This window comes from Izhakiella capsodis (assembly GCF_900115045.1).
GTDB lineage: Bacteria > Pseudomonadota > Gammaproteobacteria > Enterobacterales > Enterobacteriaceae > Izhakiella > Izhakiella capsodis.
This window is the reverse complement of sequence record NZ_FOVC01000006.1, coordinates 116,101-130,064: the sequence shown is the minus strand read 5'-3', so window position 1 is coordinate 130,064 and position 13,964 is coordinate 116,101. Positions and strand designations below refer to the sequence as shown.

Here is a 13,964-nt window from a genome sequence, read left to right as displayed (position 1 = left end):
TGTGAAGGTTGAATGGAATGCAACAAGAAAGACGCTCACTGAAACGAGGATTGAGTTCCCGCCATATTCGCTTCATGGCGCTGGGTTCGGCAATTGGCACCGGATTATTTTATGGTTCTGCCGACGCAATTAAGATGGCAGGGCCCAGCGTGCTGTTGGCCTATATTATTGGCGGTGCGGTCGCGTATATCATCATGCGCGCGTTGGGTGAGATGGCGGTAAATAATCCTCAAGCCAGTTCTTTTTCACGCTACGCCCAGGATTATCTTGGCCCGCTGGCTGGATATATCACCGGTTGGACCTACTGTTTTGAAATCCTGATCGTCGCTATTGCTGATGTGACCGCGTTTGGCGTCTATATGGGCGTGTGGTTCCCTGATGTACCGCACTGGATCTGGGTGCTCAGCGTAGTGTTGATTATCGGCGCAATTAACATGATGAGCGTGCGGGTATTCGGTGAGCTGGAATTCTGGTTTTCTTTTTTCAAGGTGGCAACCATCATACTGATGATCTGCGCCGGATTTGGCATCATTATCTGGGGAATTGGCAACGGTGGGCAGCCGACCGGTATTCATAATTTATGGAGCAATGGCGGATTTTTTGCCCACGGGATCATCGGGATGCTGCTCTCTTTGCAAATGGTGATGTTTGCCTATGGCGGAATAGAAATCATCGGTATCACGGCGGGTGAAGCGAAGGATCCTGCGGTCTCCATTCCACGTGCTATCAATTCGGTGCCTCTGCGTATTTTGATATTTTATGTTGGCACGCTGTTTGTAATTATGTCTATTTATCCTTGGAGTCAGGTCGGCACCCAGGGTAGCCCCTTTGTTCTGACCTTCCAGCATCTGGGGATTGCCGCAGCCGCCTCCATCCTCAATTTTGTGGTGATTACCGCCTCGCTTTCTGCGATCAATAGCGATGTGTTTGGCGTTGGACGTATGCTGCATGGTATGGCTGAATCGGGCTATGCTCCCCGGGCGTTCACTCAGGTCTCGAAACGTGGGATACCCTGGCTGACGGTGGTGATTATGATGGCAGCGCTGCTGATCGCGGTTTACCTTAATTATCTTATGCCGGAGAAGGTTTTTCTGGTCATTGCTTCGCTGGCAACGTTTGCAACCGTGTGGGTATGGATCATGATCCTGCTCGCCAATATAGCTTTTCGTCGCCAGCTTACCCCAGAACAGCGCAAGTCATTGCAGTTTGCTATGCCTGGCGGGCGTTTTACCGCGATGGTCGGCGTGCTGTTCCTTGTGTTTATTATTGCACTGATTGGCTATTTCCCGGATACCCGAGTATCGCTTTACGTTGGTGCGGTCTGGTTAGTATTGCTGCTAGCATGCTGGAAGCGGGTCAGGTCAGCAGCAGCCCGCCGCTCTTCGTCGTTATGATCTCTGTTTTCTGATTTACAGCACCTGGTAACGGGTGCTGGTCGTGCTAAAATCTGCCTCTCATTTTCGACATTGTGCGCCGAGACGCTGTCAGTAACTGATTAATCATGAATCTCTGGCGGCAGGGCGGGATCTTAATCCAGGAACGGTGGTCTTCGTCTGTCAGCCAATAGATTCAGTGAACCTTCAAATAAAAAAAACCGGCCACGAAGTGACCGGTTTTCATCCGACGATCAGAAACCAGGCTGTGATAACCGATTACAGCTTAGCCACATTCTCGCTGAGGTATTTCGCGACGCCCTCCGGCGACGCCCCCATACCTTCCTGACCTTTATGCCACTGTGCCGGACAAACTTCCCCGTGCTCTTCGTGGAATTGCAGGGCATCGACCATACGCAGCATTTCATCAATGTTGCGGCCTAGCGGCAGATCGTTGACTACCTGATGGCGAACCACGCCGGCTTTGTCAATCAGGAAGGAGCCGCGCAATGCCACACCAGCATCAGGATGCTCGATGCCGTAAGCTTTCTGAATTTCACGCTTAATGTCGGCAACCATCGCATACTTAACCTTGCCGATACCACCGTTATCTATCGGGGTGTTGCGCCAGGCGTTGTGAACGAATTCGGAATCAAAGGAGACACCGACAACTTCCACGCCTTTTTTCTGGAACTCTTCGTAGCGTTTGTCAAAAGCGATAAGCTCTGAAGGACAGACGAAAGTAAAATCCATTGGCCAAAAAAACAGCACGGTAGGTTTGCCTGCGGTGTGTTTTTTGAAGTTGAAGCTATCAACGATTTCGCCGTTACCCAATACAGCGGCAGCGGTAAAATCCGGGGCTTGACGAGTTACCAGGACCATTTTCACTCCTGTAAGTTGGTGAGGTTTAATGACAGGACAGCGGCAGTATAAGCGAGGCGTGGTTGGAAGCCAATGTAAATAGCCTGCGCGTTGCTATCATCAATTCGAGGCGAGGCTGGCAGCTATCAAGGCGGTCAGAGCTCGACACGGCATGCCTTCGCCATCATCCAGGGGTAAAACTGCCAGAACGCCTGCTCAAGTTCAGCGTAATTATCGCGGAAATCCAGCCAGGAGTCGCGCAGTGCTGAGAGCCTTGGGCGGCGATTAGCCATTCCATTGAGTACCCGTTGCAGATAGTCCCGCTCGGCATAGCGCAGCATCCAGTTTTCCTGCCACAGATAGCGGTTAAGATCCTGAAATGCTGGGGGCGTTTGTGCCAGATAAGGAACAATATCCGCCTCTGCCCGTTGCAAAAAATCCGTCAACGATTGCTGCGGGTTCAGCAGGTCCCAGTGTCGTGACAAAAAATGATCCCAGACCACGTCAAGGGTAATGGGTGCGACACGCCGTGTTGAGGGACGAAAGTGTGCTCGCATCGCTTTAACTTCCGGCAAACTGTCCGTCAGTACGTCAACACGTCGGTGCAGGGCAATACCTGCGGCAACGTGCGGTGGCCAGTGCTTAGTGGGATTGCCACGGACAAAATCGGCCATTAGATTTCCCAGTAGCGAACTGTTCTCCAGGCTGGCGAGGTGAAGATGAGCAAGAAAGTTCATTGCGAAAGTATATTGGCATTTCAGGTTCACCGACCATATTTTTTGCCCTCGCTGAGGTTAAACCACGATTGCCGATGAGAAAGGTTCAGCTACGAGGGCTTTTCCGTTAAACTATGCGCCCTGTTTTAACTCTGCCAGAAATAACCATGCGCGTTTCCGATTTCTCTTTTGATTTACCCGACTCCCTGATTGCCCATTACCCTCAGGCGGAGCGCAGCGGCTGCCGTTTACTCTCACTGGACGGTGAAACTGGCAATCTCAGTCATGGAATATTCACCGACCTGTTGGATAAACTTCAGCCAGGTGACCTGCTGGTATTTAACAATACGAGGGTGATTCCGGCTCGTTTATATGGACGTAAAGCCAGCGGCGGTAAAATTGAAGTTCTGGTTGAACGGATGCTTGACGATAAGCGCGCTTTGGCGCACGTTCGGGCATCTAAAGCGCCTAAACCGGGCAGCGCACTTTTGCTTGGCGATGATGAGAGCGTTACTGCCACAATGGTGGCACGTCGCGATGCGTTATTTGAAATCGTCTTTGACGATCCTCGCCCGCTACTGGAAATTTTAAATGCAGTAGGGCATATGCCACTGCCGCCTTACATCGACCGTCCTGATGAAGAGGCCGATCGTGAGCTTTATCAGACAGTATACAGTCAGAAACCTGGCGCAGTTGCCGCACCGACGGCCGGGCTGCACTTTGATCAGCCGCTACTTCAGGCGCTGAGTGCAAAGGGCGTTGAGATCGCTTTTGTAACGTTACACGTTGGTGCCGGAACCTTCCAGCCTGTGAGAGTTGACAGCATTGAAAATCACGTCATGCACGCCGAATATGCCGAGGTACCGCAGGAGGTAGTAGACGCAGTGCTGGCTTGTAAATCGCGTGGTAACAGGGTAATTGCGGTCGGTACGACATCGGTTCGCTCACTGGAAAGTGCCGCACACGCGGCGCAGAATGCGCTGATTGCGCCGTTTTTTGATGACACCAGCATCTTTATTTATCCGGGTTACCACTATCAGATCATTGATGCACTGGTGACTAATTTTCATCTGCCTGAATCAACGCTTATTATGCTGGTTAGCGCTTTTGCAGGCTATCGCCATACTATGGACGCTTATCAGCAGGCGGTGGCTGAGCAGTACCGTTTTTTCAGTTATGGCGATGCGATGTATATCAGCCGTAATCCTGACGCGCCGGATGAAAGCGTGGTTAAGTGAAGCGGGAAGTTGACATGAGTAGCAAGCCGCTTGTCGCATTGGTAGAATGCGCCTCTTTTGATTAATCGCCGGACTGTTTCTCTGGTGGTGGAGTGAATGTGAAATTTGAACTTGATACGACAGATGGCCGCGCCCGCCGTGGCCGTCTTATTTTTGATCGTGGCGTGGTAGAAACGCCGGCTTTTATGCCGGTAGGCACCTACGGCACGGTCAAGGGAATGACGCCGGAAGAGGTGCAGGATACCGGCGCCCAGATCATTCTGGGTAACACCTTTCACCTCTGGCTGCGTCCCGGCCAGGAAATCATGAAGCTGCACGGTGATCTGCATGATTTCATGAAGTGGCCTGGGCCCATTCTCACTGACTCGGGCGGATTCCAGGTCTTCAGCCTCGGTGATATTCGTAAGATCACTGAAGCTGGGGTTCATTTCCGTAATCCGATCAATGGCGATGCAATTTTTCTCGATCCTGAAAAGTCTATGGAGATTCAGTACGATCTCGGTTCAGATATCGTGATGATCTTCGATGAATGTACGCCATATCCGGCGGAATGGGATTACGCTAAGCGCTCAATGGAGATGTCGCTGCGGTGGGCGCAACGTAGCCGGGAACGTTTTGATGCATTAGGTAATAAAAATGCACTGTTTGGCATTATTCAAGGGAGTGTTTACGAAGATTTACGCGATGTTTCTGTCAGAGGACTGGTAGAGATAGGTTTTGATGGATACGCTGTGGGCGGCCTGGCGGTTGGTGAGCCGAAAGCGGATATGCATCGCATTCTTGAGCACGTCTGCCCCCAAATCCCACAAGATAAACCACGCTACCTGATGGGCGTGGGAAAGCCGGAAGATCTGGTAGAAGGCGTTCGGCGTGGTATTGATATGTTTGACTGCGTTATGCCGACGCGCAATGCCCGTAACGGTCACCTTTTTGTGACGGATGGGGTGGTGAAAATCCGCAATGCTAAACATAAAGATGACACCTCTGCACTCGATGCCGAATGCGATTGCTATACCTGCCGCAATTATAGCCGCGCATACTTGCATCATTTGGATCGTTGTAACGAAATCCTTGGTGCCAGATTGAACACGATCCATAATCTGCGTTACTACCAGCGCCTGATGATGGGTTTACGCAAGGCTATTGAAGAGGGTACATTAGAGCGCTTTGTTTTTGGATTCTATCAACGGATGGGTAAGACGGCCCCGCCCTTATCCTCTGATAATTAACAATTGAGGAAAATTTTGATGAGTTTTTTCATTTCTGATGCTATGGCCGCTACCGGCGCTCCTTCACAGGGGAGCCCTTACTCTCTGGTTATTATGCTGGTAGTTTTTGGTCTGATTTTCTACTTTATGATCCTGCGTCCGCAGCAGAAGCGAACCAAAGAACATAAGAAGCTGATGGACTCCATCTCCAAGGGCGATGAAGTCCTGACGACCGGCGGGCTGGTTGGTCGTGTGACCAAGGTTGCTGAAACCGGCTATGTAGCCATCGCTCTGAACGACACAACTGAAGTTGTCGTCAAACGTGATTTCGTGGCTGCCGTTCTGCCGAAAGGTACGATAAAGGCGCTGTAATTATCTGTTTTCCCTAAGGGAACTACCGTGTTAAATCGTTATCCTTTGTGGAAGTACGTTATGCTGGTCGTCGTGCTTATCGTCGCGCTGGTTTATGCACTTCCTAACCTTTATGGTGAGGATCCGGCTGTTCAGGTTACTGGCGCGCGCGGAGCCGCCGCCAGTGAGCAAACGCTGGACCAGGTCCGAAGCATTCTCAACCAAGATAATATTCCAGCTAAATCAGTTGCGCTGGAAAGCGGTACCATTATGGCGCGCTTTGCCAGCAATGACGTCCAGCTTAAGGCGCGTGATGCACTGATGAATGCGCTTGGCGATAAATATGTCGTCGCGCTTAACCTCGCGCCGGCTACGCCTGTCTGGCTTAAGCTGCTCGGTGCCGATCCGATGAAGCTGGGACTTGACCTGCGCGGCGGTGTTCATTTCCTGATGGAAGTTGATATGGACACGGCGCTCAGTAAGCTTCAGGAGCAGAATATTGAAGGCTTGCGCAGCGATCTGCGTGCAAAAAATATTCCTTATACGCTGGTCAGCAAAGCTCCGAATTACGGCCTGCAGATCCAGTTCCCGAACTCAGCTGACCGTGATGCGGCAATTAGCTATCTCTCTCCACGTCATCGCGACCTGGTTATTTCCAGCAGCGGCAAAAACATGTTGACTGCGGTAATGACTGACCAGCGCGTGAGTGAAGCCAAAGAATATGCCGTGCAGCAGAATATCAATATCCTGCGTAATCGTGTCAACCAGCTTGGTGTCGCCGAGCCTTTGGTCCAGCGCCAGGGTTCAGATCGCATCGTGGTTGAGCTGCCGGGTATTCAGGATACGGCGCAGGCGAAAGAAGTCCTTGGCGCAACGGCGACGCTTGAATTTCGTCTGGTAAATACGTCGGTGGATGCGGCGGCGGCGGCTAAAGGCCGCGTGCCAGGCGACTCTGAAGTGAAATACATGCGTGATGGCCAGCCTGTCGTGCTGTACAAGCGCGTGATTCTGACCGGGGATCATATTACCGACTCTACGTCCAGCATGGATGAATATAACCAACCTCAGGTAAATATTTCACTGGATAGTACCGGCGGCAATATCATGTCCAATTTCACGAAGGATCACATCGGTCAGCCAATGGCGACCCTGTTCGTGGAGTATAAAAACAGCGGTAAGAAAGACGCCAAAGGCCGCCCGATACTGGAGAAACAGGAGCAGGTAATCAACGTTGCGAATATCCAGTCACGTCTGGGTAACAGCTTCCGTATAACTGGCATCAGCAATCCAAATGAGGCGCGCCAGCTTTCGCTGTTGTTGCGTGCTGGTGCGTTAATTGCACCTATCCAGATCGTTGAGGAACGCACCATAGGTCCGACTATGGGGCAGCAGAATATCAAACAGGGACTGGACGCCTGCCTGTGGGGTCTGCTGGCTTCAATTCTGTTTATGGTGGTGTTTTACAAGAAGTTTGGTCTAATCGCCACTTCAGCGCTGCTGGCGAACCTGGTTCTCATCGTCGGTATTATGTCGCTGATTCCGGGGGCAACCCTCACTATGCCGGGTATCGCTGGGATCGTGCTGACGCTGGCGGTTGCGGTCGATGCTAATGTACTGATTAACGAGCGAATTAAAGAAGAGCTACGTAATGGGCGCAGCGTACAGCAAGCGATAAATGAAGGCTATAAAGGCGCTTTCTCCAGTATCGTCGATGCTAACGTAACGACGCTGATTAAAGTCATCATTCTTTATGCTGTAGGTACCGGATCGATCAAAGGGTTTGCGATTACTACGGGTATTGGTATCGCCACCTCAATGTTCACCGCGATCCTCGGTACCCGCGCGATCGTTAACCTGGTTTACGGCGGCAAACGTATCAGTAAGCTGTCAATCTGAGGAGCGAGTTGTGGCACGTGAATACAATATTGAGCAGCTGAATCACGGGCGTAAAGTCGTAGACTTTATGCGCTGGGACGCGTTGGCTTTTGTCATCTCCGCTCTACTTATCGTGGCGTCGATCGCCATTATTAGCTTGCGGGGCTTTAACTGGGGGCTGGATTTCACCGGTGGTACGGTGATTGAAATCAACCTGCAAAGACCAACTGAGCTTGATACCCTGCGCAGTGCGTTGCTGACAGCTGGTTTTGACCAGCCCCAGGTGCAGAACTTTGGCAGCAGTCGTGATGTGATAGTCCGTATGGCCCCAACTACAGGACCAGCAGGTCAGGAGCTGGGCAATAAAGTTGTGACGGTGATTAATCGTGCATCTCATCAGGATGCGACTGTTAAGCGCATTGAATTTGTTGGCCCGAGTGTGGGGAGCGATTTGGCACAAGCCGGGGCAATGGCGCTGATGTCTGCGTTGGTCGCTATCCTGATTTATATCGGTATTCGCTTTGAATGGCGCTTGGCGTTGGGAACCGTATTGGCACTGATACACGATGTCATTATTACGGCAGGACTGCTTTCACTGTTCCATATCGACATTGATCTGACGATTATCGCTTCACTGATGTCGGTTATCGGCTATTCGCTCAACGATAAGATCGTAGTTTCAGACCGTATTCGTGAGAATTTCCGCAAGATCCGTCGTGGCTCGTCTTATGATATTACTAATGTCTCGCTGACTCAGACGCTGAGTCGTACCATCATCACTTCAGCCACGACATTGGCAATGGTGCTGATCCTGCTGATCTTTGGCGGCACTCTTCTGCAAGGCTTCTCACTGACGATGTTGATCGGCGTAACCGTTGGTACTATCTCGTCAATTTATGTCTCTTCCGCGTTGGCGCTGAAACTGGGCATGAGGCGCGAGCACATGATTACGCAGAAGGTAGAAAAAGAGGGGGCCGACCAGCCTTCAATTTTACCGTAAGCCATCGTTCCAAAGATTAGCATCAGAGCCAAACAGCACCTTCGGGTGCTGTTTTAACATTTTTTTCGTAGGACACAACGAGGTGTACCCGGACATAGCCTGACTGAACCAACTGAATGCCATTGCGATGCAACGGGACTATCACGACCTGATTGCCTGCCAGTCCGGCATCGATGTGGATACATTGAGTTTGGCTGCCGGCCGGCGGGAGTTTTGTGCTAACGTTATCACGCTCGTCCCATTCAATCTGTGCATTAAAGGCGTGCAGGCTACCTTTATCAACTGATTGAATATTCTAAGGAATCTTATTATTGCCGTTATCAGTGTCAGGAGTGATGAGTGACAGATTCAGATTACTTATTTGGTTTCGTAACACAACCGGCTTTGTTGCATCGGGGAGTAGCCAGGCACCCCGGTCTGAATTTACGTTCAGGCTGTTTTGCCGTTCTGTTGCACGGACCTGGCGGGTCAGCTGGCTTTTTCCCTATTCAGCTCGCTGACCTGATTATGCCACTGGTTAACCTGGTGCGGCGATACTGACGTGCAACCTGCCAGCAGCGCCGCTGTCGTCAGGCAATACCATCTATGACTTAATCAGGGATGCGTAGAACCTGACCCGGATAAATTTTATCGGGGCTGGTGAGCATCGGCTTGTTAGCCTTGAAGATCTTATGGTATTGATTAGCGTCGCCATAGACTTCTTTAGATATTTTGCTCAGGTTGTCGCCGGGTTTAACACTGTAAGTACGAATTTCACGCGTATCGCTGGTGATGACCTGATCGTCAACGGTTTTAATGCCATCAACGTTACCTGCGGCGACCAGAATTTTTTCTTTCACCTCTTGTGATACACCATCGCCGCTTATAGTGACTTTATCCCCGTCGACGCTGACATGAATCTTGTCACTGCCCGGAAGGTTAAGTTGTTGGATATGTTTTTGCAGCGCGGCGCTTTTGTCCTCAGCGCGGCCGAAAAGCTTGGTTCCTACCGTTTCAAGAAAGCTGAACAGTCCCATTGTCGTTCCCCTCGTAGTTAAGCCCCGATGATGGGGCGGTAACTTAATGATAGCTTCTTTTACCTGTTGTCATATTTATTGGCGAAAATTGTGGCAGAAGGTGAGCGGGTTAGCGTTTCAGTTCGCCGCAACTTCGCGTTAAACTGGGATTTATTTGCTAAAAGCAGGAATGTTTATGCATTGTCCATTTTGCTCTGCTATCGAGACAAAGGTGATTGATTCCCGTCTGGTAGGCGAAGGGGGGTCGGTAAGGCGGCGACGCCAGTGTCTGGTGTGCCATGAGCGTTTTACCACTTTTGAAGTTGCGGAGCTGATAATGCCACGGGTGGTGAAAAGCAATGACGTCCGCGAGCCTTTTAATGAGGACAAACTACGCAGTGGGATCATGAAAGCGTTAGAAAAGCGGCCTGTCAGTGCCGATGCAGTTGAAGATGCCCTTAGTCATATTAAAACGCAGCTGCGTGCCACCGGTGAACGTGAAATTGCCAGTAAAATGATCGGGGAGCGGGTAATGGACGAGCTGAAGAGGTTGGATAAAATAGCCTATATCCGTTTTGCATCGGTTTATCGCAGTTTTGAAGATGTGCGTGAATTTGGTGAAGAGATCGCCCGCTTACAGGATTGAATATGCGCGATGAACTGTTTATGGCACGTGCGCTGGAACTGGCGCAGCGCGGTGTTTATACCACAACACCCAATCCTAATGTCGGCTGTGTTATCGTTCGTAACGATGAGATTGTCGGTGAAGGCTGGCATCAACGCGCCGGGGAGCCGCACGCGGAGATTCATGCGCTACTCATGGCTGGCGAACGTGCGCACGGGGGGACCGCCTATGTCACGCTTGAACCTTGCAGCCACTTCGGCCGCACGCCTCCCTGCAGTGATGCGTTGCTGGCTGCGGGCATTCGGCGGGTCGTTGCGGCGATGCAGGATCCAAATCCGCAGGTCGCAGGTCGCGGGCTTTATCGCCTTAAGCAGGCTGGCGTTGAGGTCAGTCATGGACTGATGATGCTGGAGGCTGAGCGCCTGAACCACGGATTTCTCAAGCGTATGCGCACCGGTTTTCCCTGGGTGCAGCTTAAGCTAGGCGCGTCGCTCGATGGTCATACCGCGATGGCCAGTGGTGAGAGTCAGTGGATAACCTCATGGCAGGCTCGCCGTGATGTGCAACATTTTCGCGCCATGAGCTCTGCCATTCTTTCCAGCAGTGCCACCGTGCTGGCAGACGATCCTTCGCTAACCGTGCGCTGGCAGGATCTTAATGCGGATTTACAGCAACAGCTCACACCGGATAACCTCCGTCAGCCGGTGCGGGTCGTGATTGACAGCCAGAATCGGATTACTCCGCAGCACCGGCTGATCAATCAGCCGGGAGAAACCTGGCTGGCGCGACTCAATGAAGATGATCGGCGGTGGCCGGCGTCGGTTCATCAGCTTAGTCTGCCCGCTGTAAATCAGCGTGTAGATATTGTTTCTTTATTGATGCTGTTGGCAAAACAGCAGATTAACACGTTGTGGGTCGAGGCGGGGGCCATGCTGGCCGGTGCGTTGCTCCAGGCCGGGGTGGTTGATGAGCTTATCGTCTATCTGGCACCCAGGCTGTTAGGCAACGGGGCGCGCGGCCTGTGTGAGCTGCCTGGTTTAAGCCATCTGGCTGATACCCCGGACTTCATTTTCAGCGATGTTCGCCGGGTTGGACCGGACGTTCGCTTGATTCTGACGCCGCACTAGACTGGCGCTCTGTGCAAAACCGGAAGCAGATCGCATGAGATTATGATAAAATCCGCCCCCCTCGGGGCCATTACCGAATCCGATAAGGAACTTTATGAAAGTTATCGAAGCTGCAGTTGCATCACCTGATGCGCGCGTTGCCATTGTGATTTCCCGTTTCAACAACTTCATCAACGATAGCCTGCTCAGTGGTGCCGTGGATGCGCTGAAACGCATCGGCCAGGTCAAAGAAGAAAATATTACCGTGATCTGGGTGCCCGGCGCTTATGAAATGCCAATGACGGCGCGGGCGCTGGCGAAGGCGGGTAAGCATGATGCCGTTGTAGCGCTGGGAACGGTTATTCGCGGGGGCACTGCACATTTTGAATTCGTTGCCGGTGAGGCAAGCTCCGGCCTGGCCAGCGTATCAATGAACAGTGATATTCCTGTGGCGTTTGGTGTTCTGACGACCGAAAATATCGAGCAGGCTATTGAGCGAGCTGGCACTAAAGCAGGAAACAAAGGTGCGGAAGCTGCGCTGACCGCTCTGGAAATGATTAACGTACTGAAAGCCATAAAGGCTTGATTTTTAAGGGGAATTAAGTGAAACCAGCTGCCCGCCGCCGCGCTCGTGAATGCGCAGTCCAGGCACTTTACTCCTGGCAGTTGTCGCAAAATGACATCGCCGATGTTGAATATCAGTTTCTGGCGGAACAGGACGTTAAAGACGTCGATGTCGGTTATTTTCGCGAGCTGCTGATTGGCGTTGCGACTAATAGCGCCTATCTGGATGGGTTAATGAAGCCTTATCTCTCGCGTCAGTTGGAAGAGTTGGGGCAGGTTGAAAAAGCAATCCTGCGCCTGTCGTTATACGAATTGAGCAAGCGCAGCGACGTCCCCTATAAAGTGGCTATAAACGAAGGTATTGAACTGGCCAAAGTATTTGGCGCAGAGGACAGCCATAAGTTTGTCAATGGCGTACTGGATAAAGCTGCCCCGCAAATACGTCCAAACAGAAAGTAATCCTGTAAGGCCGGTTTCCCGGCCTGACTCTTTCACTCACGGAATATCACTATGGTCTGTGGCGAATTTGAACTTATCGCACGTTATTTTGACCGTGCAACGGGTTCCCGTCGCGACGTCGAAAAAGGCATTGGTGATGACTGTGCCTTACTGCACGTTCCTGAAAAGCAGACGCTGGCTATCAGCACGGATACACTGGTTGAAGGTATCCACTTCTTACCTGATATCCATCCGGCCGATTTAGGCTATAAAGCGCTGGCTGCAAATCTCAGCGATCTTGCCGCGATGGGCGCCGATCCTGCCTGGCTCACGCTCGCCCTTACCCTACCGAAGGTAGATGAACTCTGGTTGCAGAGCTTTAGCGACAGTTTGTTTGAGCTGATGGATTATTATGGCGTGCAGTTGATTGGCGGTGACACGACGCGTGGCCCGCTGAGTTTAACTCTGGGCATTCACGGTCTGATACCCACGGGCAAAGCGCTGAAGCGCTCGGGCGCACGACCTGGCGACTGGATATTTGTGACCGGGACACTGGGCGACAGTGCTGCTGGACTGGCGCTGTTACAACATCAGCATTGTTGTAACGAATCCGTCAGCCGCGACGCTTTGATAAAACGCCATTTGCGCCCGATACCGCGCATTTTACAGGGGCAAGCATTGCGCGGCCTTGCCAGCGCGGCTATTGATGTTTCCGACGGTCTTCTGGCGGATTTGGATCATATTCTTAAAGCCAGCGATTGTGGTGCCAGCTTGAATCTTGATGCGCTGCCGCTTTCAGCCGCGATGCAGGCTCACTTCAGTCGTGAGCAGCAAATTAGCTGGGCGCTAAACGGTGGCGAAGATTATGAACTTTGCTTTACCGTGCCGGAGATCAATCATGGGGCGCTTGATGTGGCATTAAGCCATACTGGTGTGCCTTATACCTGTATCGGCCAGATAAAGGCGGCTGCTGAGGGCGTAGCCCTGTTGTGTGACGGGCAGCCGGTGAGCAGCGGTAAAAAAGGATTCGATCATTTTGTTGGTAAATAAAGACGCGGCGAAAAGCCGCCTGAGCATGCGAAATCCCTGGCATCTACTGGCTACCGGATTTGGCAGCGGCCTGAGTCCCTGGCTTCCTGGTACGATGGGGTCGTTGGCTTCCATCCCTTTCTGGTATTTTCTGCGACTGCTGCCGCTTGAGCTTTATTCGCTGATGCTGCTACTGGGGATCAGCATCGGCGTCTATCTCTGCCATCGAACCGCGAAAGACATGGGGGTTCATGATCACGGCAGTATCGTCTGGGATGAGTTTATCGGCATGTGGATCACGCTGCTGGTCATTCCTGATAACAGCTGGCACTGGGTGCTGTCGGGCTTTGTGGTGTTTCGTATTTTAGATATGTGGAAGCCCTGGCCGATCTGCTGGTTTGATCGCAACGTACATGGCGGGATGGGTATCATGGTAGACGATATTGTCGCGGGGATCCTCTCTGCCGCTATTCTCTGGCTGGCCGAAATCTGCCTTTAGGTTAATCATGGCTGAGGCTGATTAGCGCACGGATACTCGATAACGCGCTCAGCTCCGGGACGATCGGTGAGCGCAGTGCTAAGCCA

At 51.8% G+C, this 13,964-nt stretch carries 16 protein-coding genes and 1 pseudogene; 13 read left to right on the top strand and 4 right to left on the bottom strand.

What is annotated here, in order from left to right; all coding sequences use genetic code 11:
* The first annotated feature begins 17 nt into the window (after nt 1-17).
* Nucleotides 18-1,394, top strand: a complete 1,377-nt coding sequence (gene proY / locus BM191_RS10490; RefSeq protein ID WP_092877910.1) for a proline-specific permease ProY — start codon at nt 18-20, stop codon at nt 1,392-1,394.
* 258 nt (nt 1,395-1,652) lie between these two features.
* On the opposite strand, the gene BM191_RS10485 is transcribed toward proY, so the two are convergent.
* Together BM191_RS10485 and BM191_RS10480 are read right to left on the bottom strand one after the other, a co-directional pair.
* Complete coding sequence (locus BM191_RS10485; protein ID WP_092877908.1) at nt 1,653-2,255, bottom strand: peroxiredoxin C; 603 nt, start codon at nt 2,253-2,255, stop codon at nt 1,653-1,655.
* Nucleotides 2,256-2,389: 134 nt separating this feature from the next.
* Nucleotides 2,390-2,971: an ACP phosphodiesterase gene (locus tag BM191_RS10480; RefSeq protein ID WP_092877906.1), complete on the bottom strand. Its 582-nt coding sequence runs from the start codon at nt 2,969-2,971 to the stop codon at nt 2,390-2,392.
* Nucleotides 2,972-3,117: 146 nt separating this feature from the next.
* Here BM191_RS10480 and queA point away from each other — a divergent pair, with 146 nt between their 5' ends.
* From queA to secF, 5 genes are all read left to right on the top strand, one after another.
* Complete coding sequence (queA, locus tag BM191_RS10475) at nt 3,118-4,188, top strand: tRNA preQ1(34) S-adenosylmethionine ribosyltransferase-isomerase QueA (RefSeq protein ID WP_092877904.1); 1,071 nt, start codon at nt 3,118-3,120, stop codon at nt 4,186-4,188.
* 98 nt (nt 4,189-4,286) lie between these two features.
* Complete coding sequence (gene tgt, locus BM191_RS10470) at nt 4,287-5,417, top strand: tRNA guanosine(34) transglycosylase Tgt (protein ID WP_092877902.1); 1,131 nt, start codon at nt 4,287-4,289, stop codon at nt 5,415-5,417.
* Between the two features lie 18 nt (nt 5,418-5,435).
* On the top strand, nt 5,436-5,768 hold the full coding sequence (gene yajC, locus BM191_RS10465) for a preprotein translocase subunit YajC (RefSeq protein WP_092877900.1): 333 nt from the start codon (nt 5,436-5,438) through the stop codon (nt 5,766-5,768).
* A gap of 27 nt (nt 5,769-5,795) precedes the next feature.
* Nucleotides 5,796-7,643 carry a protein translocase subunit SecD gene (secD, locus tag BM191_RS10460; protein ID WP_092877898.1) on the top strand — a complete coding sequence of 616 codons (1,848 nt, stop codon included), beginning with the start codon at nt 5,796-5,798 and terminating at the stop codon, nt 7,641-7,643.
* Between the two features lie 10 nt (nt 7,644-7,653).
* The gene (gene secF, locus BM191_RS10455) at nt 7,654-8,622 is read left to right on the top strand and encodes a protein translocase subunit SecF (protein WP_092877896.1); all 969 of its coding nucleotides are present in this window, start codon (nt 7,654-7,656) and stop codon (nt 8,620-8,622) included.
* Between the two features lie 22 nt (nt 8,623-8,644).
* Here the strand turns inward: secF and BM191_RS17545 are convergent.
* A pseudogene (locus tag BM191_RS17545) lies at nt 8,645-9,055 on the bottom strand (DUF3251 domain-containing protein).
* Here BM191_RS17545 and BM191_RS17155 point away from each other — a divergent pair.
* The gene (locus BM191_RS17155) at nt 8,962-9,162 is read left to right on the top strand and encodes a hypothetical protein (protein ID WP_230479574.1); all 201 of its coding nucleotides are present in this window, start codon (nt 8,962-8,964) and stop codon (nt 9,160-9,162) included. The pseudogene BM191_RS17545 and the gene BM191_RS17155 overlap by 94 nt on opposite strands.
* A gap of 50 nt (nt 9,163-9,212) precedes the next feature.
* Here BM191_RS17155 and lysM read toward each other — a convergent pair whose 3' ends face one another.
* The gene (gene lysM / locus BM191_RS10440; RefSeq protein WP_092877890.1) at nt 9,213-9,638 is read right to left on the bottom strand and encodes a peptidoglycan-binding protein LysM; all 426 of its coding nucleotides are present in this window, start codon (nt 9,636-9,638) and stop codon (nt 9,213-9,215) included.
* Between the two features lie 175 nt (nt 9,639-9,813).
* Between lysM and nrdR the strand changes: the two genes are divergently transcribed.
* The 6 genes from nrdR to pgpA all read left to right on the top strand — a co-directional run bounded on the left by nrdR (nt 9,814) and on the right by pgpA (nt 13,878).
* Nucleotides 9,814-10,263: a transcriptional regulator NrdR gene (gene nrdR, locus BM191_RS10435; protein WP_092877888.1), complete on the top strand. Its 450-nt coding sequence runs from the start codon at nt 9,814-9,816 to the stop codon at nt 10,261-10,263.
* A 2-nt stretch (nt 10,264-10,265) separates the two neighbouring features.
* A complete protein-coding gene (gene ribD, locus BM191_RS10430; RefSeq protein ID WP_092877886.1) occupies nt 10,266-11,369 on the top strand; it encodes a bifunctional diaminohydroxyphosphoribosylaminopyrimidine deaminase/5-amino-6-(5-phosphoribosylamino)uracil reductase RibD in 1,104 nt (367 codons plus the stop codon).
* A gap of 94 nt (nt 11,370-11,463) precedes the next feature.
* On the top strand, nt 11,464-11,934 hold the full coding sequence (ribH, locus tag BM191_RS10425; protein WP_092877884.1) for a 6,7-dimethyl-8-ribityllumazine synthase: 471 nt from the start codon (nt 11,464-11,466) through the stop codon (nt 11,932-11,934).
* 17 nt (nt 11,935-11,951) lie between these two features.
* Nucleotides 11,952-12,371 carry a transcription antitermination factor NusB gene (gene nusB, locus BM191_RS10420; RefSeq protein WP_092877882.1) on the top strand — a complete coding sequence of 140 codons (420 nt, stop codon included), beginning with the start codon at nt 11,952-11,954 and terminating at the stop codon, nt 12,369-12,371.
* 51 nt (nt 12,372-12,422) lie between these two features.
* Nucleotides 12,423-13,400: a thiamine-phosphate kinase gene (gene thiL, locus BM191_RS10415; RefSeq protein ID WP_092877880.1), complete on the top strand. Its 978-nt coding sequence runs from the start codon at nt 12,423-12,425 to the stop codon at nt 13,398-13,400.
* The gene (gene pgpA / locus BM191_RS10410) at nt 13,387-13,878 is read left to right on the top strand and encodes a phosphatidylglycerophosphatase A (protein ID WP_092877878.1); all 492 of its coding nucleotides are present in this window, start codon (nt 13,387-13,389) and stop codon (nt 13,876-13,878) included. The genes thiL and pgpA overlap by 14 nt, the downstream gene beginning before the upstream one ends.
* Nucleotides 13,879-13,964 lie beyond the last annotated feature (86 nt).